The sequence below is a fragment of the Bacillus sp. FJAT-29814 genome, from assembly GCF_001510715.1.
In the GTDB taxonomy this organism is placed as follows: domain Bacteria; phylum Bacillota; class Bacilli; order Bacillales; family Cytobacillaceae; genus Neobacillus.
The window spans coordinates 1-22096 of sequence record NZ_LMTJ01000002.1 but is presented as its reverse complement, the minus strand read 5'-3'; the positions used below and the strand labels follow the sequence as shown (position 1 = coordinate 22096).

At 43.7% G+C, this 22096-nt stretch carries 20 protein-coding genes; 14 read left to right on the top strand and 6 right to left on the bottom strand.

The features are described from left to right. Window positions 1–31: 31 nt before the first annotated feature. Entirely contained in the window at window positions 32–1012 is a 981-nt protein-coding gene (locus AR334_RS04015) for a metal-dependent hydrolase (RefSeq protein WP_066305324.1), read from the bottom strand. 245 nt (window positions 1013–1257) lie between these two features. Between AR334_RS04015 and mutY the strand changes: the two genes are divergently transcribed. After that, window positions 1258–2349, top strand: coding sequence for an A/G-specific adenine glycosylase (mutY, locus tag AR334_RS04010; RefSeq protein ID WP_066305320.1), 1092 nt, complete (start codon window positions 1258–1260; stop codon window positions 2347–2349). Between the two features lie 39 nt (window positions 2350–2388). Here the strand turns inward: mutY and AR334_RS04005 are convergent, their stop codons facing one another. Then, window positions 2389–2571, bottom strand: a complete 183-nt coding sequence (locus AR334_RS04005; RefSeq protein ID WP_066305317.1) for a hypothetical protein — start codon at window positions 2569–2571, stop codon at window positions 2389–2391. Window positions 2572–2685: 114 nt separating this feature from the next. On the opposite strand from AR334_RS04005, the gene fabL reads away from it, so the two are divergent. From fabL to AR334_RS03980, 5 genes are all read left to right on the top strand, one after another. Then, on the top strand, window positions 2686–3435 hold the full coding sequence (fabL, locus tag AR334_RS04000) for an enoyl-[acyl-carrier-protein] reductase FabL (protein ID WP_066305314.1): 750 nt from the start codon (window positions 2686–2688) through the stop codon (window positions 3433–3435). A 70-nt stretch (window positions 3436–3505) separates the two neighbouring features. Then, complete coding sequence (locus AR334_RS03995; protein ID WP_066305307.1) at window positions 3506–3847, top strand: gamma-type small acid-soluble spore protein; 342 nt, start codon at window positions 3506–3508, stop codon at window positions 3845–3847. A gap of 173 nt (window positions 3848–4020) precedes the next feature. Continuing rightward, the gene (locus tag AR334_RS03990; RefSeq protein ID WP_066305301.1) at window positions 4021–4278 is read left to right on the top strand and encodes a YgaB family protein; all 258 of its coding nucleotides are present in this window, start codon (window positions 4021–4023) and stop codon (window positions 4276–4278) included. Window positions 4279–4452: 174 nt separating this feature from the next. Further along, window positions 4453–4983: a DUF402 domain-containing protein gene (locus tag AR334_RS03985; RefSeq protein WP_066305298.1), complete on the top strand. Its 531-nt coding sequence runs from the start codon at window positions 4453–4455 to the stop codon at window positions 4981–4983. Between the two features lie 75 nt (window positions 4984–5058). Continuing rightward, window positions 5059–6828, top strand: a complete 1770-nt coding sequence (locus AR334_RS03980; protein ID WP_066305295.1) for an ABC transporter ATP-binding protein — start codon at window positions 5059–5061, stop codon at window positions 6826–6828. 45 nt (window positions 6829–6873) lie between these two features. On the opposite strand, the gene AR334_RS03975 is transcribed toward AR334_RS03980, so the two are convergent. From AR334_RS03975 to AR334_RS03965, 3 genes are all read right to left on the bottom strand, one after another. Beyond that, a complete protein-coding gene (locus AR334_RS03975; RefSeq protein ID WP_066305290.1) occupies window positions 6874–7947 on the bottom strand; it encodes an aromatic acid exporter family protein in 1074 nt (357 codons plus the stop codon). Window positions 7948–8240: 293 nt separating this feature from the next. Continuing rightward, window positions 8241–12710 carry a glutamate synthase-related protein gene (locus AR334_RS03970; RefSeq protein WP_066305287.1) on the bottom strand — a complete coding sequence of 1490 codons (4470 nt, stop codon included), beginning with the start codon at window positions 12708–12710 and terminating at the stop codon, window positions 8241–8243. Between the two features lie 308 nt (window positions 12711–13018). Then, the gene (locus tag AR334_RS03965) at window positions 13019–14311 is read right to left on the bottom strand and encodes a glutamate-1-semialdehyde 2,1-aminomutase (RefSeq protein ID WP_066305284.1); all 1293 of its coding nucleotides are present in this window, start codon (window positions 14309–14311) and stop codon (window positions 13019–13021) included. 1075 nt (window positions 14312–15386) lie between these two features. On the opposite strand from AR334_RS03965, the gene AR334_RS03960 reads away from it, so the two are divergent. From AR334_RS03960 to perR, 7 genes are all read left to right on the top strand, one after another. Then, a complete protein-coding gene (locus AR334_RS03960; protein ID WP_066305282.1) occupies window positions 15387–16406 on the top strand; it encodes an ATP-binding cassette domain-containing protein in 1020 nt (339 codons plus the stop codon). Next, window positions 16399–17190: an ABC-2 family transporter protein gene (locus tag AR334_RS03955; protein ID WP_066305279.1), complete on the top strand. Its 792-nt coding sequence runs from the start codon at window positions 16399–16401 to the stop codon at window positions 17188–17190. The genes AR334_RS03960 and AR334_RS03955 overlap by 8 nt, the downstream gene beginning before the upstream one ends. 3 nt (window positions 17191–17193) lie before the next feature. Continuing rightward, a complete protein-coding gene (locus AR334_RS03950; protein WP_066305277.1) occupies window positions 17194–17979 on the top strand; it encodes an ABC transporter permease in 786 nt (261 codons plus the stop codon). A gap of 104 nt (window positions 17980–18083) precedes the next feature. After that, the gene (locus AR334_RS03945; RefSeq protein WP_066305275.1) at window positions 18084–18476 is read left to right on the top strand and encodes an ion channel; all 393 of its coding nucleotides are present in this window, start codon (window positions 18084–18086) and stop codon (window positions 18474–18476) included. A gap of 74 nt (window positions 18477–18550) precedes the next feature. Next, the gene (gene bcp / locus AR334_RS03940) at window positions 18551–19018 is read left to right on the top strand and encodes a thioredoxin-dependent thiol peroxidase (protein WP_066305272.1); all 468 of its coding nucleotides are present in this window, start codon (window positions 18551–18553) and stop codon (window positions 19016–19018) included. A gap of 215 nt (window positions 19019–19233) precedes the next feature. Beyond that, the gene (locus AR334_RS03935; RefSeq protein ID WP_066305269.1) at window positions 19234–19782 is read left to right on the top strand and encodes a cob(I)yrinic acid a,c-diamide adenosyltransferase; all 549 of its coding nucleotides are present in this window, start codon (window positions 19234–19236) and stop codon (window positions 19780–19782) included. 159 nt (window positions 19783–19941) lie between these two features. Further along, entirely contained in the window at window positions 19942–20379 is a 438-nt protein-coding gene (perR, locus tag AR334_RS03930; RefSeq protein ID WP_066305267.1) for a peroxide-responsive transcriptional repressor PerR, read from the top strand. A 77-nt stretch (window positions 20380–20456) separates the two neighbouring features. Here the strand turns inward: perR and AR334_RS03925 are convergent, their stop codons facing one another. Beyond that, a complete protein-coding gene (locus AR334_RS03925; RefSeq protein WP_066305266.1) occupies window positions 20457–20813 on the bottom strand; it encodes a YgzB family protein in 357 nt (118 codons plus the stop codon). A gap of 153 nt (window positions 20814–20966) precedes the next feature. Between AR334_RS03925 and AR334_RS03920 the strand changes: the two genes are divergently transcribed. Next, window positions 20967–21842, top strand: coding sequence for a nucleotidyltransferase-like protein (locus AR334_RS03920; protein ID WP_066305265.1), 876 nt, complete (start codon window positions 20967–20969; stop codon window positions 21840–21842). Window positions 21843–22096: the final 254 nt, after the last annotated feature.

The following is a 22096-nucleotide window of genomic DNA, read 5'->3' as shown; positions in this document are numbered from 1 at the left end:
TCGTCGGCTGCAATAGCCGGCGAGTTTTCATTTAGCTAGGAAGGATTCCTAACTTTTTCCGCAGCTTTTTCTCGCTGAACACCCATCCGGTGTAAGAAGAAATCGGATTGAAGTCTAAGTCTAATTGAACAACTGCGACAAACGGATAATGGCCGTTGCTACGGTAGCGCAAGTCGATAAACCGAACCTCGTAATAGGTGTCGTATTCATCCACTTCCCAACGGTAGACTGGCGAAAACGACAGAAATGCCGCTATATTTTCGTCCTTTTTGGCTGCTTCAATAACCGGTGTCATTGGTACAGGGACCCTTCTAAAGCGGTCCAAGATTTCCACCTTGCCATTTACTGAACGTCCTACAAAAAAGATGTGCTCGTTCATTGCCGCTATCTTCCATTGATGAAACCTCATCGTCGGAGCGATAATGATTTCAGTTGCATCTGGTATGAGGGAGCGAACCTCAACCAGCACCCGCCTTTTTGCTTGGTATCGACTCATATAATAGCCAATAATGATGGCATACATCAAAAGGAAGGTATAGCCTGGATTGGCACCGGCAATCCAAAGGATGATACCGATAATGTGGATCGCAAATATAAACGGGTCAAATGTGTTAATCACCCCAAGCGCGACCCATTTGGCTGAAAACGGCCGAAGCGCCTGAGTTCCATAGGCATTAAAAATATCAACAAAGACATGGATAAACACGGCCGCAAAGGCCCAAGCCCATAGGTGCAGGAGATTCGCATCTGGTATGAACAGATAAATAACTGCCGTTATCAGAAGCGGCCACAACAAAACCGCAGGTATGGAATGGGTAACACCGCGATGATTACGAATGTAAATGGCATTATTTCGCAATTTTAACACTGTATCAATATCTGGTATTTGTGAACCAGCAATCGTTGCTATTAAAACACTGGTTGTGGTCGCATGGCTGGCCGCAACTGCCGGATCGAGTGTTGCCAAACCGCCAAGAGCAATCCCCATCACAACATGAGTTCCAGTATCCAAAAAGTTTTCCCCCTTGTAAAATTCTTGTCAAAAACATTTTTTTGACTTATCGTAATACAGAATTACTTATTATTGTCTAGCTCCAGCGCCTAGCCCCTCGAGGTCATAAGTCAATCCGTCATGAAGGTTAAAAAACAACCTTCCTGCCGGCTCGCCTTATGCTTGTCGGGGCTGGTCAAGGCGCTTCCGCTTTTATTATTATATTCCCTAATTTCATGTGGTTTACTAATAAAGGAGTAAATGTTATGTCAATTGAACTAGAAAATGTCAAAAAAATCAATATAAATGCATTTCAAAATGATTTAATTTCATGGTTTAAAGCGGAGCAGCGTGACCTGCCATGGCGAAAGGACCGCGATCCTTACAAGGTTTGGGTTTCCGAGATTATGCTGCAGCAAACAAGGGTCGATACAGTCATTCCTTATTTCAATCGGTTTATTGAATGGTTTCCAACGATTGACGATTTGGCGGACGCCGAAGAAGATAAGGTCTTAAAGGCCTGGGAGGGACTCGGTTATTATTCCCGGGTTAGGAATTTACAGTCTGCGGTAAGGGAAGTAAAGGAAAAATATAATGGCGAGGTACCGAGTACCCCCGAAGAAATTAGCGGGTTAAAAGGCGTCGGCCCCTATACCGCCGGAGCCATTTTGAGCATCGCTTACGGAATTCCAGAACCCGCCGTCGATGGGAATGTCATGCGTGTCCTATCAAGGATTCTTTCGATTTGGGTAGATATTGCCAAGCCTTCGTCCAGGAAGGTGTTTGAGGAAGCGGTTCGCGAGTTGATTTCTCATGATGACCCATCCTCGTTCAACCAAGCGATGATGGAATTGGGTGCACTAATTTGTACCCCAACATCTCCTGCCTGTCTGTTGTGTCCGGTACGCGATCACTGTCAGGGATTTGAAGAAGGGGTACAGTCCGAACTGCCAATCAAAACGAAGAAAACGAAAACCCGGAATGTGGAGTTGGCCTCAGCCATTTTGGTTGACGAGAAAGGGAGGATTTTAATCCATAAGCGCCCTTCTGAAGGACTGCTGGCGAATTTATGGGAGTTTCCAACTATCGAAATTCTACATCCATTACAACACGAACGCGAGCAAGTTGTAGCATTGTTTGATGAAACCCTAGATTTAAAAATCAGTCTTGACCAGATTATTGGCCAGATTGAACATGTGTTCTCGCATCTTATCTGGAATTTGAAGGTATATGTCGGAAAAATAAATTCCGACATTAAAGAAAGCAGCGAATGGAAATTGGTGCCGGAAGATGAGATTACCGATTATGCTTTCCCTGTTCCGTATCAGAAGATGTTTAAGCTCTATCAGGATATATGAAAGAATGAACGCCGAAATCTTTGACGGCGTTCATTTTTTTTAGTTATTCAACCCGCCCCGATTTTGAATTTCTTCGACAATCTGCCTGTGAATCGATTGCCCTTCACTGTTTAAATATGGGGTCATTTGCTGTAGGGCGTGATGAAAAAAGAAAAGCTCTGAATCGTTCCAATCTGATTTTGCCATCATCGACAATTCGGTCATATCCCTGCCTTCGTACATTCAAAAACTTCCTTTCAAACGTAATCACCACTTAGTTTTTATATAAAAATTGTCATCTATTCACGGAAAGGCTAAAATGGTAGCGATACATAAAAAAGATTGGAAGGGAAAAAAATGACACAAAAAGTAGCACTAATCACCGGCAGCAGCAGAGGAATCGGCAAAGCAACCGCACTTCGCCTGGCCGAGGCCGGATACGATATTGTAATTAATTATGCGCGAAGCAAATCAGGAGCACTAGAAACAGCTGAGCAAATAAAAGCGTTGGGTAGAAAAGTACTAGTGGTAAAAGCCAATGTTGGCGATGTTTCCAAAATTAAAGATATGTTTGCACAAATCGACCAGGAATTTGGTCGGCTAGATATATTTGTCAACAATGCCGCATCAGGAGTTCAGCGCCCGGCGATGGAACTCGAAGAATCACACTGGGACTGGACCTTAAATATTAACAGCAAGGCACTCCTGTTTTGCGCCCAGGAAGCGGCCAAGCTAATGGAGAAAAACGGCGGCGGGAAAATTGTCAGCATCAGCTCTCTCGGTTCCATCCGCTACTTGGAAAACTATACGGCCGTTGGTGTGTCAAAAGCGGCACTTGAAGCCCTTACTAGATATCTGGCCGTTGAATTGGCTTCAAAAAATATCGTCGTCAATGCGGTTTCAGGTGGTGCAGTCGATACAGAAGCCTTAAAGCATTTTCCAAACCGTGAGGAAATGCTCCGTGATGCGGCGGAAAAAACACCGGCAGGACGCATGGTGGAAATAGATGATATTGTAAATAGCGTGATGTTCCTGCTATCTGATGAGTCAAGTATGATTCGTGGTCAGACGATTATTGTGGATGGCGGAATATCCTTACTTGTCTAAAATTATTCAATAAAAATCTTCGGATAATCTCCACGAAGACGGGCAAATTAAATTCGTGGAGGTGATAACAATGGCAAATTTCAATCAACAGCCTAACAAAACTTCTGCTGGAACTAACATTCAGCAAGTGAGACAACAAAATGCCCAGTCTCAAGGTGCAGGCGGTGCAGGTCAATTCGGCACTGAGTTTGCAAGTGAAACAAATGCACAAGAAGTTAGACAACAAAACCAAGCTTCTGCTCAAAGAGGCGGAAATGCTGGTGCTGGTGCTGGTGCTGCTGGTGCTGGTGCATCTGGCCAATTTGGCACTGAGTTTGCAAGTGAAACAAATGCACAAGAAGTTAGACAACGAAATGCTCGCTCTGCACAACAAGGCGGCAACGCTGGAAATGGTCAATTCGGCCAAAGCTAATAAAAGAATACTTACGTTAGGAGGCGCTCATACTCGATATTGAGTGCCTTCTTTTTTGTGTGTCGCACTCACCACTCGACAAAACTTCTTTTTTTTCAACAGAAGTTGTCAAAGGAAAATGATTATTTTTTCGAGAATACATATTAGGTACACAAAAGAAGGCGGTGAGGAACATGAATCAATTTAACCGATTAGTTTCCGAACAGATGGTCACGATGGAAAAACTGTTGTTTTTGCAAGCTGAGCTTGAGCGCTGCCAGGAAATCGAGGCCGAACTGCAAGCATTACAAAATGAAACCGATCTTGAAACCATCCAAGCAGATATACAAATGATGAAGAAAGAATTGAAAGAAATCCAGTTAATTTTTGAAAAACAAACGGAAGAGGTCATCAATTCTTACCGGGAAATGAATTTCCCGGCCACTGTATAATCAAAAAAAAGAGCAAATTTTTACAAAGAGCCTATTGAATTATGGCTCTTTTGTTTTAAATTTAGACTTCAACCGTTATAATAATAGAAAATAGGAATTTTCTTTGTTGCCTTTTGTCGTTTATTATATGTTCGGATTAGGTGGCAAAGGTCAAGATGAAGGTAGGGGGAGAAAATGGGCGTACCCATCGAAGGTGAACCAATACAAATACATAGCTATAAACACAATGGGCACATCCATCGCGTCTGGGAAGAAACAACTGTTTTAAAAGGGTCGCAAAATTTAGTAATTGCCGCTAATGATCGAACGCTTGTTACCGAATCAGATGGAAGAACGTGGATTACAAGGGAACCGGCTATTTGTTACTTCCATTCGCAATATTGGTTTAATGTTATTGGCATGATTCGTGAAGACGGGATTTATTACTATTGCAACATCAGTTCGCCGTTTATTTTTGATGGTGAGGCACTGAAGTATATTGACTATGATCTTGATATTAAAGTGTTTCCTGATATGACCTTTAATTTACTGGACGAGGATGAGTATGAACGTCATCGCCGCGAAATGAATTATCCAGATGTGATTGACCAAATTCTAAAGCGGAATGTCGATAAACTGATTCAGTGGATTCGCCAGCGCAGCGGCCCATTTGCACCGGATTTTATCGATATCTGGTATGAACGGTATTTAACATACAGACGGTAATTCGTGTATTGGTTCAAACGCCTGTTGATGAAGGTCAACAGGTGTTTTTGCTGAAAAAGGAAAGGGGGGAAAGGTTTGGATAGCATCAGGCGTTATCTTCAATTTGTAAAACCATATAAATGGCAAATCATTGCCACCATCGTTATTGGTATTGTAAAATTTTCTATCCCGCTCATTATTCCAATTTTAATAAAATACGTGGTCGATGATATCGTAGGGAATACAAAACTGGCCACTGGTGATAAAATTCACAAACTGCTCCTGCTTATGGGAATTATGATTATCATATTTGTCATTCTCAGGCCGCCAATTGAGTATTACCGCCAGTATTTTGCCCAGTGGACATCGAACAAAATCTTATATGACATCCGTAATAAGATGTATAAGCATATTCAAAAATTAAGCTTTAAATATTATGCCAATACACGGGCAGGGGAAATCATTTCACGTGTGATCAATGACGTCGAGCAGACAAAGACCTTCGTCGTGACCGGGTTAATGAACCTTTGGCTTGATATCGCCACAATTGTCATTGCCATTATTCTGATGTTTTCGATGAATGTAAAATTGACAATCGTTTCGATTTTGCTGTTCCCGCTGTATGCTTTTTCGATTAGATACTTTTTTGGGAACTTGCGCCGATTGACAAGGGTCCGCTCCCAAGCGCTAGCCGAGGTGCAAAGCTATCTTCATGAACGGGTCCAGGGAATGCCGGTGATCAAGAGCTTTGCGATTGAGGGCTATGAGCAGACTCAGTTTGATAAACAGAATAAAAACTTCCTTGAGAAGGCGCTTCAGCACACAAGCTGGAATGCCAAGTCATTTGCGGTTGTCAATACGATTACAGACATTGCTCCGTTACTTGTGATTGGCTACTCTGCCTATCTTGTTATTCATGGTCAGCTTTCGTTAGGAACGATGGTGGCGTTTTTCGCCTATATCGATAAGCTATATAGCCCGCTGCGCCGGTTGGTCAACTCCTCGACAACGATCACCCAATCGTTTGCTTCGATGGACCGGGTGTTTGAATTTCTCGATGAAAAATATGATGTTGTCGATGCTCCTGATGCGGTCGAATGCAGCAATGTTAAAGGGAATATCACCTTTGAAGATGTTTCGTTTGCCTATGACGAAGGCCAAGAACTGGTGCTGAAAAATATTTCCTTAGAGGTAAAAAAAGGCGAAACGATCGCCCTCGTAGGCATGAGCGGCGGCGGAAAATCGACGCTGGTCAGTCTGATACCGAGGTTTTACGATGTCACCCAAGGAAGGATTCTGCTTGATGGCCGTGATATTCGTGAGTTCAAGGTGCAGTCATTACGGGATAAAATCGGCGTTGTTTTTCAGGACAATATTCTATTCAGCGAGTCAGTTAAAGAGAATATTTTGTTGGGGAAACCGGGGGCATCCGATGAAGAGGTATTTCGGGCTGCTAAGGCAGCGAATGCTGACGAGTTTATTCTGCATCTTCCCGAAGGATATGGTACAAAGGTTGGTGAGCGGGGAGTTAAGCTATCTGGCGGCCAAAAGCAACGAGTCGCGATTGCCCGTGTATTTTTGAAAAATCCGCCAATCTTGATTCTCGATGAGGCAACTTCGGCACTCGACTTGGAGAGCGAGCATTACATTCAAGAAGCACTCGATGAATTGGCGAAGGACAGGACGACCTTTATTGTCGCGCACCGTCTTTCAACGATTACCCATGCCGACCGGATTGTGTTAATTGAACACGGCCAAATCGTTGAAATCGGGACGCATGATGAGTTGATGGCGAAGCAAGGCAATTATTATAAATTATTTCAGGTGCAGCAAATCGAAAAGAAAAATGAGGAAGCGACCGTTTAGCGTCGCCCAAAAACCCGAAGCAGTGTCGGAACTGCTTCGGGTTTTTTAATCATCTTGTTCTTCAATGGAAATCTCGTTGTTATGGTAGTAATGAAAACTAGTGATTAACACATCCAAATGTTCTACCTGCTCGCTGTAGTCAATAATCGATGCGACAATTTGCATTGTATGGTATAGTTGCGGATTGTTCTCCTCGTCGATTTCCTTTTGATGCTGCAAAAAGAAGTGAAACAGCTCTTCTTTATTGATTGTTACCTTCTCCTCCTGGTTTGAGGGCGGAGTTGGCACCTTTCCGATGAAGCGCAGCATCAGCTGTTCGTGAAAATATATAAGGTTATCCACTTGCTCCTGCAGCACAGACCGAAACTCCTCCGACAGCATTAGCATTTCATTTTCAAAGCGATGCAATCTTTTTAACGTATCTAGGGCTCTTTTGGCGGTGACCGTCATTTGCCGGAAAACCACCAGCTTACGGGACTTGTCTAAGTGATGTTTTTTAAAATAGTCTCTTTCTTCCTTATACAGAGAATAAAACTGTTCCATCTCTTTAATATCGTTTTTTAATTTGCCAATATCGGTTTTCAGAAGCTGATGATCAAAATCCTGACGGGTACTTAGGCGAATCCACTTGATGATTTCCCCGGTGGTATCGACGATTTTATGATAAAGCTTATTTTCATATTTTGGCGGCATGAACACGAGATTTACGATAAACGCCGAAAATACCCCAATCATGATCGTGGAAAAGCGGATGCCGGCAAATGTCAAAAAGTTGCCGCCAGGCGATTCCATTATCGAAATGAGCGTCACGAGCGCCAATCCGATCGTGTTTCCAAGTTTCAGTTTAAGATTAACAGTAATCACAATAATGGCAGCGAGACCAATCACTATAAAATGATTTCCGAGCAATAATACAAAAACAACGGCCATGATCGCGCCAATCAAATTCCCCTGGATTTGTTCGATAATCGTCAAAAAGGAACGATAAATCGTTGGCTGTATGGCAAAGATCGCGGCTATGGCTGCAAATACCGGAGAGGGTGAGTGCAGCAATTGCGCTAAGTAAAGCGATAAAACAATAGCAATTCCCGTTTTAAAAATGCGGGCACCTAACTTCATTATTAAAATATTTCCTTTCCAAAAAATAATCTTAGTTCAATGTTAAACAATATTGTATCATACATGGATTTATTTGCATTGGCAAGGGATATTATATGACATATTTATGCAAATGGGGCATGGATGGAAATATATCTGCGAAAAAATGGAGGATATCCGCGATTATATGAATATATCCGCGATAATTTCGATATATCCGCGAAAAAATCATTTTATCCGCGAAAATCCGAATATATCCGCGAATCCCAAAAAAAGCATCCGCAGCAACAAACGTGCGGATGCTTTTTTGAATTTTACTCGGTTGAAACAGCTGGGTCGGCCTGTTCTTTTACCGGGCTGATCTGAACGAAATGCTGTTCCGGAGCGGCTAACAATGGACGAAGCTGGTCTGCTTCATGTGACTGTCCATTCTGCTCGAGTAAATCACGATATTTGGTTAACAGTTCTTCGATATCCTGCATTCCTTTTTCGGATAGATCGAGAACGGAGACCTTCGCGCCTTTTGCAATTCGGCGTTTAATCGCATCCTTGGTCAGTCCCATTTCCGGCTGATGGCGGATATAGACGACACCGCCTGTCATCCCTGCACAAATCCATGGACCTGGATCGCCAAGCACAAGGCCGCGGCCGTTGGTCATATATTCAAAGGCAAAGCCCTTGATATTGGCATTGGCGCCGATATTGCCTGCCTCTTTTTCCGGAAGCGGCTTTTTCAGCTTTCCGGCGATGATCAAATCTGCCCCTGAAAGCCTGATTCCGGCACGGGCATCGGCATTGCCTTGAGCAACTAGTAGGCCTTTTTGGGCCCCATAGCCAAAACCTTTTCCGACAGAGCCATTTAGATATTCGCCATTTTTCCCTTTTGACTTCAATATATAAATGCTGCCGCCGAAGGAAGTTTTCCCAACACCGTCCTGGCCGCCGCCATTGACAGTAATGTCAATGCCTTCGCTGTTGTAGGCCCCGAGGCCGTTGCCTGGAATAGAGCCATCCTTATACTTAAGCTGCACACTTGGCAACTGCTTGTAGGATCCATCGAGTCTGCCGCGTACGCGGTGGCAAGACACCCTGCTACCCAATACCCGCTGTTCGGAAGTGACACTGACAAACTCTCTTGAAGCATGAAGCTGTTCGACACTTGCATCGTGATACTCTGCACCGGCTGCGACCTGCATTTGGGTTTCGGCTGCTGTCTTGGAAGCTTCGATTCTGGTGAACTGGCTAATTTCCAGCGGTTTCAGCAAGTAGGATAGATTAAGCTGATTCTGGCCCTTTACCTGTTCCAAAAACTCGGAATGGCCGACAGCCTCTTGTAGGTTGCGAATTCCTAGGGAAGCAGCAAGTGCTTTTACCTCGTTGCCGAATGCGGTAAACAGATTCATGATGCCCTGAACCGCCAAGTCAAACTGACGTGGGACGAAGCGGCGCAGTCCATGCTCTTTCGCCTGTGCTTCCGACTCAATTTGCGTGGCAATCCCGACATGACAGGTATCCAAATGACAGCCGCGACAGGTGGTACAGCCGATTGACAGCATCGCCAGTGTTCCAAAACCAACCCGGTTCGCACCAAGCAGCATGATTTTAACAACATCCATCGCACTCTTCATCCCGCCGTCTGCCCAAAGCTCCACCTTATGGCGCAATCCGCTTTCTAGCAGGGCGTTATGGGCCGCCTTAACCCCGATTTCAACCGGAAGGCCGACATGTTGCAGCGCATGGATTCTTGCGGCACCGGTCCCGCCGTCAAAACCGCTTAGGGTAATGATATCAGCGCCCGCTTTGGCAATCCCGACAGCAATGGTGCCAATGTTTGGAACAACCGGCACTTTAACGGCAATCTTTGCCTTGTCATTGGCTGTTTTTAATTCTTGAATCATTTGCGCCAAATCTTCAATTGAATAAATATCATGGTTGTTTGATGGTGAAATCAGGTCTGAACCAAGTGTCGCATTACGGGCCGCCGCGACCTTGGCGGTAACCTTCGATCCAGGCAAATGGCCGCCTTCACCAGGCTTCGCACCCTGGCCAATTTTTATTTCCAATAAATTCGAAGAGTTTAACAGTTCGGCGTTGACACCAAATCGACCCGAGGCAATTTGCTGCCCACGGGTTCTCGGATATTTCCCTAGCATATCCTTGATTTCGCCGCCTTCCCCGTTCAAGCTGACCATGTTTAAGCGGTCTGCCCCCTCTGCATAAGCCCTAAAGGCAATCTCGTTTTGAGAGCCAAAGGACATGGAAGAAATCAAAAACGGCAGATCATGATCGCCGACAGTAATATTGACTTCGCTAGGTGACACAGGATTTTCGCTATTCTTTAAACCGACCAAATGGCGAATGGTCGTTGGATTTTCAGTTTCTTGCTCGTAAATTTTTTCACGGTACACACTGTAATCGCCGGTTGCCGCCACTTCCCCAATTGCCTTCCAAATCCGCGGGAACAGGTGGAATGTTTTTCCGACACGTTCTTTCTCGTTTTGGTAATCCTCAGCCCGTTTAAAGGCATCCTGCTTCATCGCTTCAAAATTGCTCTCAAGCTCGGAGGAGCCAAAGAAGTTCACGACATTTAATACCTCAGCAACTTCTTGGTTCAGGCCGATGCTCGAGAACAGGCGTCCATAGCCACGCAGTTCATGAATGCCGATGGTTGAAATCACTTTTTCAAGACCCTTGCTCAAAGCGATGTACAGGTTAACAAGCGGTGCGGTCGTTTCGCCGAGAACCGTCAGGAACATATAATATGGGCTGATTAAATCCGCACCTAAGCCAAACACGGTTACACAATCGTGCAAGGAGCGAATCGCGGCCGAACGCAGCAACAGCGAGCAATCGCGGCGAAGGTCCTCCTTGACCAATGCCTGGTCGATCGCTGATGTGACCAGATGAGGGTCGAGCCAATAGGAATCGTCCTGATGGGCTTTCGCATCATCGAGAATAAGCAAGGTTTTTCCCTGCTTGACAGCATGAACAGCTTCAGTGGCGAGTCTATCAAGTGCATCACCGATTGTTTCATTTTTTGAAAAAGTGGTCGAAATATAAGCAGCCAATTTTTGTTCTTGGAAATACTGAACCACTTGGTCAAAGCTTGGCTGTCCCATCGTTTCTGAACAACTAAAGCCGGCTTTGCCTTCCAACAGAATCGGAGTTGTCAGTTCAATCACAGTCCCAGTTTCTTGGGCAGCGTTTAAAACCGGACGTTTCCCAATGATGACGCGTGTGGAAAAATGCTCGGTTTCCCGGTCCCGGTCAATCGCTGGATTGGTCACGACTGCTACGCTTTCCTTGATATAATCCGCAATGTTGACGCGTTCAGGATTAAGCGCCGCCAGAGGGGCATCATGACCAAGCGAGCGAATCGGCTCGACACCTTTTTCCGCCATTTGTTCAATCAACTGGATATGGTCCCGTTCCCAGCCGAACGCTTTATATTGGCCGTTATGGATTTTGTCCGGATAACTCATCGTAACGGTTTTGCTTAACAACGGTGGCTGCAGCCGGAATCGTGCTTCGTTAAGCAGGAGCCGTTTTGAAAAGCGGTTATAAACTTCATTTTGATAGTCACTATGGTCATAAAGTGCTAACTCTGAACCGATCCATTTAAAACCTACCTTCTCGCCAGGGGAGAGCGGCTTTGGCTCGCTCACATACTCACTGGATGGAATAATTCCTGGTTCAGAGGAGAACAGGTAGGATGTATCGGTTTCCAGCATCCAAAGCGGGCGTAGGCCCAAAGCGTCGACACTAAACACGGCTTCATCGCCATAGCGGGAGATGATCCCCGCAGGGCCCTGAGCGAAGTGGCCCCATGCCTCGCGCAAATAAGTATATAAATCTTGCAAATGTTCTGGATATGCCTTGATTTCATTATTAATTGGCGGAAACAGCAGGTCCATCGCTTCAAACAATGAATAGCCCTCACGGCAGATTAAAGTTTCCATTGTCCGGCTTAAATCCTGCGAGTCACTGCCGTCCTTCACGAGCTGCACGCCAATCATTTTGGCCTCGTCGCGCAGCTTGGCAATCGTATTGATTTCACCGTTATGTCCAAGGACGCTGAACGGCTGGACCCGGAAAAAGCTTGATAGTGTATTGGTGGAGTAGCGGTTATGGCCGAGCGTCATTGTTGAAGCGACAAGCGGGCTGGCAAGGTCATGATAGTAACGTGGCAGAATATCACCGGCTCCCATAACTTTGTATACGGCATGATTTTGACTTAATGAGGCTACGTGAACATTCTCGTTTGTCTCAAAATCTACCAGAGCTTCAAACAAAACCTTGTTTAATTCATCGCCGGTTTTATCGGATAGGCAGGCAAACTGCCAAAATACAGGATTTTCTTGGATTGCAATTGGCCCTAATTTAGTGGAGTCGGTCACTTTGTTGGTTTCAAAAACTAGTTGTAGCTGGTGTTTTGTTAGTTTGTTGATTAATTCTTGTCTCGTAGATTCCCAGTTTACATTTTTGCTAATAAACACATGTCCGACTGAGAATTCTTCTTTTTCCACAAGTGATGGATCAAGGTCGGCCTGGCGCAGTTTTTCCTTCCAGAGCTCGGTTGGGATATCGACATGAATCCCCACGCCGTCCCCTTCATCGTTGATAAAACCAGCACGGTGATTCATGGTCACAAGCGCGTTAATGCAGTTGAAGATATTTTTCCTGGTCGGAATTTTGCTTTTTTCAAGGCTGGCGACGATTCCGCATGCATCGTGTTCCTGCTTGTGGAAATCTTTAAATAGGGAAGGGGTCCATCTTTGTATCATTTATTCGGGCTTCTTTAGTGGTACTAAAGGAAGCCGCTTCACCTCCTATGAAACGATAAATTTGAGAAATAATTTGGTGCTTTAGTGAGGTAAAATTGTAAATGGATAAAAAAGCAAAAATAATAGTCTAATATTATCATAAGAATTTTCAGACATCAAATAAATATTCAGTATTTTGGATATAGATTTAGCATTAGTTTAATCGAAAAAACAGATGAAAAGCTGTTATTGTAAACGTTTTCAAATTTACGTGAAATAAAAAGAGAGCCTGGGCAGCTCTCCTTTTTTGCATAAAATTTGTATATTTATTACTGTTTTAGTGATGAAAATGCATTTCTGACTGCATGGAGAGTCGCTTCCACGTCTTCTTCTGTATGGGCGATGGTTAGGAACCATGCTTCATATTTGGATGGCGCAAGGTTAATTCCTTGGTGAAGCATCAATTTGAAAAATTTACCGAACATTTCTCCATCGGTGTTTTCGGCTTGCTCATAGTTCTCGATTTTTTCATTTGTAAAATAAACGGTGAACGCACCTTTTAAGCGGTTGATGGTAATCTCGATATCGAATTCTTTTGCCGCCGCCAAGATTCCTTCTTCAAGCATCGCGCCAAGGCGGTCCACGTAGTCATACACTCCTGGCTGTTTCAACACTTCAAGGCAGGCTATTCCAGCAAGCATGGAAGCAGGGTTTCCGGCCATCGTGCCGGCTTGGTAAGCCGGGCCGAGCGGGGCCACTTTTTCCATTATTTCTTTGCGGCCACCGTATGCGCCGATTGGGAGTCCGCCGCCAATGATTTTTCCAAGTGCGGTTAAGTCCGGCTTGATGCCGAGAAGGTCCTGGGCACCGCCGTACATGAAACGGAACGCGGTGATGACCTCGTCGTAAATGACAAGTGCACCTGCTTCGTGGGTAAGCTTGTTAACTTGCTCAAGGAAACCAGGGTTTGGCTCGACAATCCCGAAGTTGCCGACAATTGGCTCGACGAGAACAGCGGCGATTTGGTCGCCCCATTTTTCTAGAGCTTGCTTGAATGGTTCGATGTCGTTAAATGGGACAGTAATCACTTCTTGGGCGATGGATTTCGGCACCCCGGCGGAATCCGGTGTTCCAAGCGTAGAAGGGCCGGACCCTGCTGCAACAAGGACCAAGTCAGAGTGACCGTGATAACAGCCGGCAAATTTGATGATTTTGTCTCGGCCGGTGTAAGCACGGGCCACGCGGATGGTTGTCATGACCGCCTCCGTCCCGGAGTTGACGAAGCGAACCTTGTCTAATGAGGGTATCGCTTCCTTCAGCATTTTGGCAAATTTCACTTCATGCGGAGTCGGCGTGCCGTATAGGACCCCCGTTTCCGCTGCACGCTTAATGGCCTCGGTAATATGCGGGTGCGCATGGCCAGTGATGATCGGGCCATATGCCGCCAGGTAGTCGATATACTGGTTGCCGTCGACATCCCAGAAATAAGCGCCCTGGGCCCGCTCCATCACAACCGGAGCACCGCCACCTACAGCTTTATATGAACGTGACGGGCTGTTGACACCGCCGACAATATGCTGGAGCGCTTCGTTATGTAATCGTTCAGAATTGGTAAAATGCACAATAATTACCTCCTTTTTTCGTTTCCTTACATATTCTATCACGATTTTGTTGTATTAATGTTTCGACTATTTGGGTGAGACAAGGACGAAGGACATTTTTTTATTGGCTGGGAGGTAATGTCTTTCATAGGAGTGATGAGGGACAGTTCGGGGGGTGACTGGGTGGGTAATGTCTTTCATCGGCTTGATGAAGGACGTTTTGTCCGGGGGACAGGTTGAAATGTCTTTCATAGGCTTTATGAAGGTCGTTTCACTCTGAGGTTATGATAGAAATGTCTTTCATCAACTTTGTTGAAAACAATTTTAACTGCAAAATTACCATTTTTGTCTTCAAGATCCTCTGTTGACGACAGTTCCGCTTGGGAGTTTTAAAAAACTGTCGCCAATGAGGGCTATAGGCGACAGTTTTGCTTCAGAAATTTAAAAAAGTGTCGTCAATAGGTGCTATAGCCGACAGGTTTGCTTAAGAAATATGAAAAAGTGTTGTCAATAGGGCTTTTGCTGACAGTATTGCTTGATAAATTTGGAAAAGTGTCGTCAATAGGTGCTATAGCCGACACTTTTGCATAAGAAATTTAAAAAACTGTCGTCAATGAGGCTTATAGCCGACAGTTTCGTTTGGAAAATCATCAGAAATGTCGCCAATGATTTGGATGAAAGACACTTTAACATGAAGAAGGGGTAATAATGTCTTTTACAAGCCTTCTAATAGATACTTTGCCATGAAATCAATCACAACCTGTCTAATAGGAGCCCTCTAAAAGACACTTTGCCTGAAACATGCCTCAACCAGTCTAATAGGAGCCCTCTAAAAGACACTTTTCCAGAACTATGCCTCAAACCTGTCTATTAGAAGCCCTCTAAAAAGACACTTTGCGATAGAATCAACCACAACCTGTCTAATAGCCCACTTCTAAAAGACACTTTCTCAAAATTCAAACGCAATTTGTCTAATATACCATCATCCTTATCCTGGCCACACCCCAACACTCCAATGCTCCAAAGTTGTGTTCCCACCTCAATTTGGCTAAACTAAAACATTAGGGTAAGCAAGCCGCAACTGGAGGTTTCAAAAATGACACAACGTGCAATTGAAGTATCTACCTTACGAAAAGAATTCAAGTCCTATTCCAGCCGTTCCGGCTTGGCAGGGGCGTTCCGTGACCTTTTCACAAGAAATTATAAAGTCGTTCCAGCGGTGAACGACATCAGCTTCACTGTTAACCAAGGAGAAATGGTCGGTTACATCGGCGAAAACGGCGCAGGTAAATCAACGACCATCAAAATGCTAACGGGAATCTTAACGCCAACATCGGGCAAAATCATCGTGAACGGCATGAACCCGCACAAGCAGCGAGAACAATTCGTGCAAACCATCGGTGTCGTCTTTGGGCAGCGCTCGCAGCTCTGGTGGGATATTGCAGTCCAGGAATCGTTCCGCCTGCTCAAAAAGGTATATAAGGTTACCGACGAGCATTACGACGACCATATGAACCATGTCATCAAAACGCTCGATATCGAACCGCTACTCGACAAGCCGGTCAGAAAATTATCGCTCGGTCAGCGGATGCGCTGTGAACTCGCGGCCGCACTAATTCACAACCCGCCGCTCTTATTCCTAGACGAGCCGACGATTGGCCTTGATGTGCTCGTAAAATTAAAAATCCGTGAATTTTTAAAGGAAATCAACGAGAAATATAACACAACGATTCTATTAACCACGCATGACCTTTCCGATATCGAGGCGTTGTGCGACCGCGTCATCATGCTCGATGAGGGAAAGATTATCTACGACGGGGCACTAAAACATCTCAAGGAAAATTTGGGAGACGGCAAAGAGCTACAATTTCAATTTCTTGAAAATGTAGACCTGCAAGCAGTCAAAACTCTCACCACCGGGCTTCCGGTTAAATGGGCTCTTGATGAAAAAGAGCATATTTTTACGGCTAACGTAGAAGATCACGATGAACTCGTCTCGATGCTGATAGCCAAAATCGTGGCAAATTACAAAATCAAGGACATCAAAATCAACGAAACCTCGACGGAAGAAATTATCCGCAATATTTATGAAAAGGGTGCAGTAGAAGTTGGATAAATACTTGGAAATGATTCGCATCCGTTTCTTAATGATGCTTGCGTACCGGACGAATTATTATACCGGAATCCTTATTTACAGCATCAACATTGGGGCTTATTACTTTTTATGGAAGGCGATATATGGGGCAAAAGCGGATATTCAAGGGCTGTCTATTGCCCAAATGACAACCTACGTGGCCATTTCCTGGATGGCGCGCGCGTTTTATTTCAACAACCTCGATCGGGAAATGGCGATGGAAATCAAAGAGGGAAAAGTGGCGGTTGAGTTAATCAGGCCCTACAACTACATGGGGATGAAAACAATGCAAGCGCTCGGGGAAGGGATTTTTCGGTTGTTCTTCTTCTCTCTGCCCGGACTCATCATCGTTTATTTCGTTTTCCCGATACAATTTACCTGGGATCTCGGTGTCTGGGGGTTGTTTGCCATCTCGATTCTATTGAGCTTTTTCATCAATACCGAACTGAACTTGTTAACAGGAATAACGACTTTCTTCTTATATAATAATACAGGCCTGATTCGCGCCAAACGCGTGGTGATTGACCTGTTCTCCGGGCTGATTTTGCCGATGAGCTTTTTCCCAGGCTGGGCCCAGGAAATCATGAAATACCTGCCATTTCAGGGCATTAGCTATATCCCGAGCATGATTTACACTGAAGGCTTTACACATCAGCAAGCGATCGCAGCACTTGGCCAGCAATTCCTTTGGGTACTTATTCTATATGTCCCGATTCAGTGGTTATGGGTCATCGCGAAAAAGCAGCTTGTGATTCAAGGGGGGTAAGCTGTGTTCTACGTATCAATGTTTTTTCAATACATGTCACAATATATCAAAACAAGACTACAATATCGGACCGATTTGTTTGTTGAATTTTTTTCGGATTTGCTGTCGCAGGCCATCAACCTTATTTTTATATTAGTGGTGTTTGGACACACGGACTTGTTGAGTGGCTGGAGCAGGGATGAAATCATTTTTATTTACGGGTTTTTCCTCGTACCGTTCGCGGTGTTCTCGGCGTTTTTTAACATCTGGGATTTTAATGAACGTTACATTGTCAAAGGGGAATTTGACCGCATCCTGACCAGGCCGATTCACAGCCTGTTTCAGATTATCCTGGAGCGGCTGGAACTGGAATCACTTTTAGGAGGAATTACCGGCATAGCAGTTATGCTTTATGCCGGCAGCAGGCTCGGGCTCACCATTGAATGGTATGAACCAATCCTATTTATCGTGTTCGTAATTGGCGGGGCGCTCGTTTACGGCGGCATTTTCATTATGCTGGCCTGCATCAGCTTTTGGGCGGATGCAAGAACGTCGCTGATGCCAATGATGTACAACATCAGCAACTACGGGCGCTACCCCGTCAACATTTACAACAAACTGATTCGGTTCGTGCTCACCTGGATCCTGCCGTTTGCTTTTGCCGGTGTCTATCCTGCTGCTTTTTTTCTTGAAAAAAAAGAATGGTATTGGTATTCGTTTTTAACACCGCTGATTGGGATCATCTTTTTTGTGCTTTCCGTCCTGCTTTGGAATCAGGGCGTCAAAAAATACCGCGGTGCAGGGAATTAGCGCCACATCAAAAACCGGGCAACTTGTCCGGTTTTTGATATTTTATCGGCCGAGCCCGCATAGGAATAGAGTAGCTGTTATTCTATTTTTGAGGTGGTCGCTCCGTGGTTTTTTTCCTGCTGCCAATCGTAATATTTTGCATTTTTATGAGTATTCGCACGCTGTTTATTCCAAATACAATTAAAGGAAAAATAGTTTCATTAGATAACTTTTTCTATTTGGCGACCGTTTATCTGACGTTAATCATCGGGTTTGGTCTTATTTATTTAATTTTTGAGTTAATGGGAATGTCGGTATTAAGGGAAGCAAATAATGAAAAGCATTATAGCATTTTTGAAACGAGCTTTTATTTTAGTTCGATGATGCTGTTTTCGGTTGGCAACGGGGATGTTATCCCGCATGGAATCGGCCGGTTCATTGCAGCGATTGAGGCGCTGATTGGGTACACGCTGCCGGCAGCGTTTGTTGCGAGAGTAATGTTTGAACGCGAAAAATAGGACAAGAAAGTTGCAATATCATAAAACAATCGGTAGCCTATAAATAGGAATATTTTTCAAAAGGAGTGAATGGCATGACAGTTGAAATCGGAACCAAAGCGCCGGATTTTACATTGGAAGCCCAAACGGGAGAAACATTAACGTTATCTGACCTGCACGGAAAAAATGTTGTCATCTACTTTTATCCGAAAGATATGACACCAGGGTGTACCACAGAAGCCTGCGATTTCAGGGACAAGTACCAGGAGTTTGCCGATTTGAATGCGGTCATATTGGGAATCAGCCCCGATCCGATCGCGCGGCACCAAAAGTTTGTCGAGAAATACAGTTTGCCGTTCCTGTTGCTGGCGGATACGGATCACCAGGTGGCAGAAGCTTATGGCGTTTGGAAACTAAAGAAAAACTTTGGTAAAGAGTACATGGGCATTGAACGATCCACCTTTGTGGTGGATAAAGAAGGAAGAGTAGCCAAGGAATGGCGCAAGGTCCAAGTGAAAGGCCATGTGGAGGAAGCGTTGGCATTTATCAGGGAAAATCTTTAAGTCTTTTTAACGCCTATTTTCGTCGAAAAAGGCATTTGTCCAATGCAAGAATACCGGTTTTGAATATCATTTTATTAGGGCATACCTCCTCAGATAATTTTTTTAGGGTCGCGAGCGGCCCTTTTTTTAATGGCGACAGTGTTTGCATTTTCTTAAAAACAATATAGGTGATATGATAAAGTTAAAAAATTGTGATGATTAAAGGGGGAGCGGTGATGAAAATCTATACGAAAACGGGCGATAAGGGAACGACTTCGCTCATTTACGGGCAAAGGGTGGCAAAAAACGACCTGCGGGTGGAAGCGTATGGCACCTGCGATGAAACAAATTCAATGATCGGACTTGCCCTTAGCCATTTAAGTAAGGAAAATTTTCAAGGAAAAGAAATAATTGAAAAAGTTTATCATAAAATACAAACGAACCTATTCCATGTTGGCGCAGAACTAGCGACACCAAAGGGGAAAGAGGTTAAGTGGTCGCTGTCCGCGGCGGATATTGAAGAAATGGAAAAAATGATAGATGAATGGGATGGAACGCTACCAGCGTTAACAAACTTTATTTTGCCTGGTGGACATCCAGCAGGGGCAGCGTTTCATGTAGCCCGTACCATTGCAAGACGCGCGGAAAGATGTGCAGTCGGCTTGGGGGAAGAGGCGAACCCGCTTGTATTGGCTTATTTAAACCGGCTTTCCGATTTATTGTTTGTAACGGCGCGGTATGTGAACCATAAACTAGGTGCGAACGAACAAACCTTGCATAGTTAATATAGAAGTCATGAACTGTTTGTAAATTGGCACTAAAAATGTATAGAAATAGTTAAAAACATTATGTTAGTGGTATTACAATGTTGACAAAAGTACAAAATACCTAGTAAACTAATTATAACAATTATAAAATAAGAATCTTTTTTAGAAGGAAGGTGCATGGCGATGAACCAATTAAAAGAAGCGTTGGATACCTTGAAGGATACCGGAGTTCGTATTACTCCACAACGTCATGCGATACTTGAATATTTAATAAACTCGATGTCACATCCTACTGCGGATGAGATTTATAAAGCTCTTGAAGGCAAATTTCCAAATATGAGTGTGGCAACAGTTTACAATAATTTACGGGTATTTCGTGAAGTAGGTCTTGTAAAAGAATTAACCTATGGTGATTCCTCAAGCCGCTTTGATTTTGTCACCTCACATCATTATCATGTCATTTGTGAGGAATGCGGGAAAATTGTTGATTTTCATTATCCAGGACTAGATGAGGTCGAGCACTTGGCAACACATGTGACTGGATTTAAGGTGGCAAATCACCGTATGGAAATCTACGGTACTTGTCCGGAGTGTTCCAGTAAAGAAGTTCATTAAATTATGTAAAGGCTGATTGAACAGAATCGGCCTTTTTGGTATTAATAAAAAGGGTGACCAAAGCTTTCGAGCTTAGGTCATCCTTTTTTACTTTTAGATGTATTGTAGTCTTCGTTAAATTCTTTCCCCTCGAGGGTAGGATCAAGGGTTAACGGCTCGTTGCAATACATGCACATATCGACTCTGCCGAGCATTTTAGTATGTTTTCCGCAATTTGGACATTTAACCTGTATCGTTCTAGTTGACAGCATGCCAATCCAAAAATAAACCACTGTACTTGCAATTATAAATAGTAGACCAAGAATCATGAAAATGGTCATAATAATTGGTGATGTACGAAAATAAATACCCGCGTACATAACAATAAAGCCGGCAAAAATTAAACCTAGTGCAAAGGACCTTATTTTATTTATTTTACTTGAATATTTCGCCATGAGTCTCCCTCCTAGACCAACTATAACATAATTTAGCGAGAAGAGAAAAAAGGAAACTAATGAAGAATGTCGAATTTTGTCTTAAATTTTAGCAGGATATTTCCTATTGCTGTCGAACATATATTGCTAACGAGGATATTGGAGGTAAATGGAATGGAAGACATTCTTCGGCCCATCTATCAAGAAAGGGCAAGCCAGTTAAATACCTTAGGGATATTATTGGTAGAAAAAAAGCAAAGAACAAGTCAAACAACCGATTCATTTGACGTGATTTTATTGGTGATTGTCAAGGAAGCGGAGCAGCCGGTATACACCAAACTTTACTCCTACGATGAAAAAAAAGCAGCGATGCATGTTATAACAATCGAACAACTGCAACAATGGTTATTATTAGGGACGAATCGCAAAATTTTTGAATGGTTGCATGATTCGAAGATTCTATTTGACCGCAATGAATATATTGCCAACTTGAAAACAGAGTTACAAGAATTCCCGTTTAATGGACGAAAAATAAAGATGGGCTTGGAATTCGCCAAACTAATTCGCCGTTATGTTGACGGGAAGGCACTTTTTGAGCATAAACAGTATCTTGATGCCTACAATCATGTGGTACATTCACTTCATCACTTGGCACGGCTGGCGATCATCGAAAATGGCCTGCATCCGGAACTGACTGTTTGGCAGCAAGTAAAACAAATCGAACCGGAAATTTATAAATTATATGTGGAACTGGTTAATAGTGAGGAAACGCTTGAACAACGGCTTGAACTCTTATTCCTTGCCAGCGAATTTTTAATCTATTCTAGGACTAAGATCGGTTCAGCGCATTTATTAGAAGTATTGAGTACAAAGAAATATTGGATGTTCAGTGAAATCATGAGTGAGGATGAATTGCGACCTTATTCAGTGGATATGGCTGTACTTCTTGAATATCTAATCGAAAAACACTTATTAGAAATTGTTAATCTCGAAACCAAAGGGCAAGGGGTTTTTCATCGCTGCTATCGCGTTAGTGAAAAACTATCGTAAAAAAACAAAAAAAGCTATTGACCTTTTCTCGGATACTTGGTATATTAATAACCGTCGCTGCGAAACATCTTTAAAAAGCTTTCTGCAGTCGACGGTTTGAAAAAAGGTGTTGACATTAATGAACACCCTGTGATATATTAAGAAAGTCGCTTTTGAGCGGCAACGCAAGATAGTTCTTTGAAAACTAAACAAACAAAAACGTCAACAATAAAACATTCATTTCTTTCGAAATGAAGCCAACGTAACATTTATGA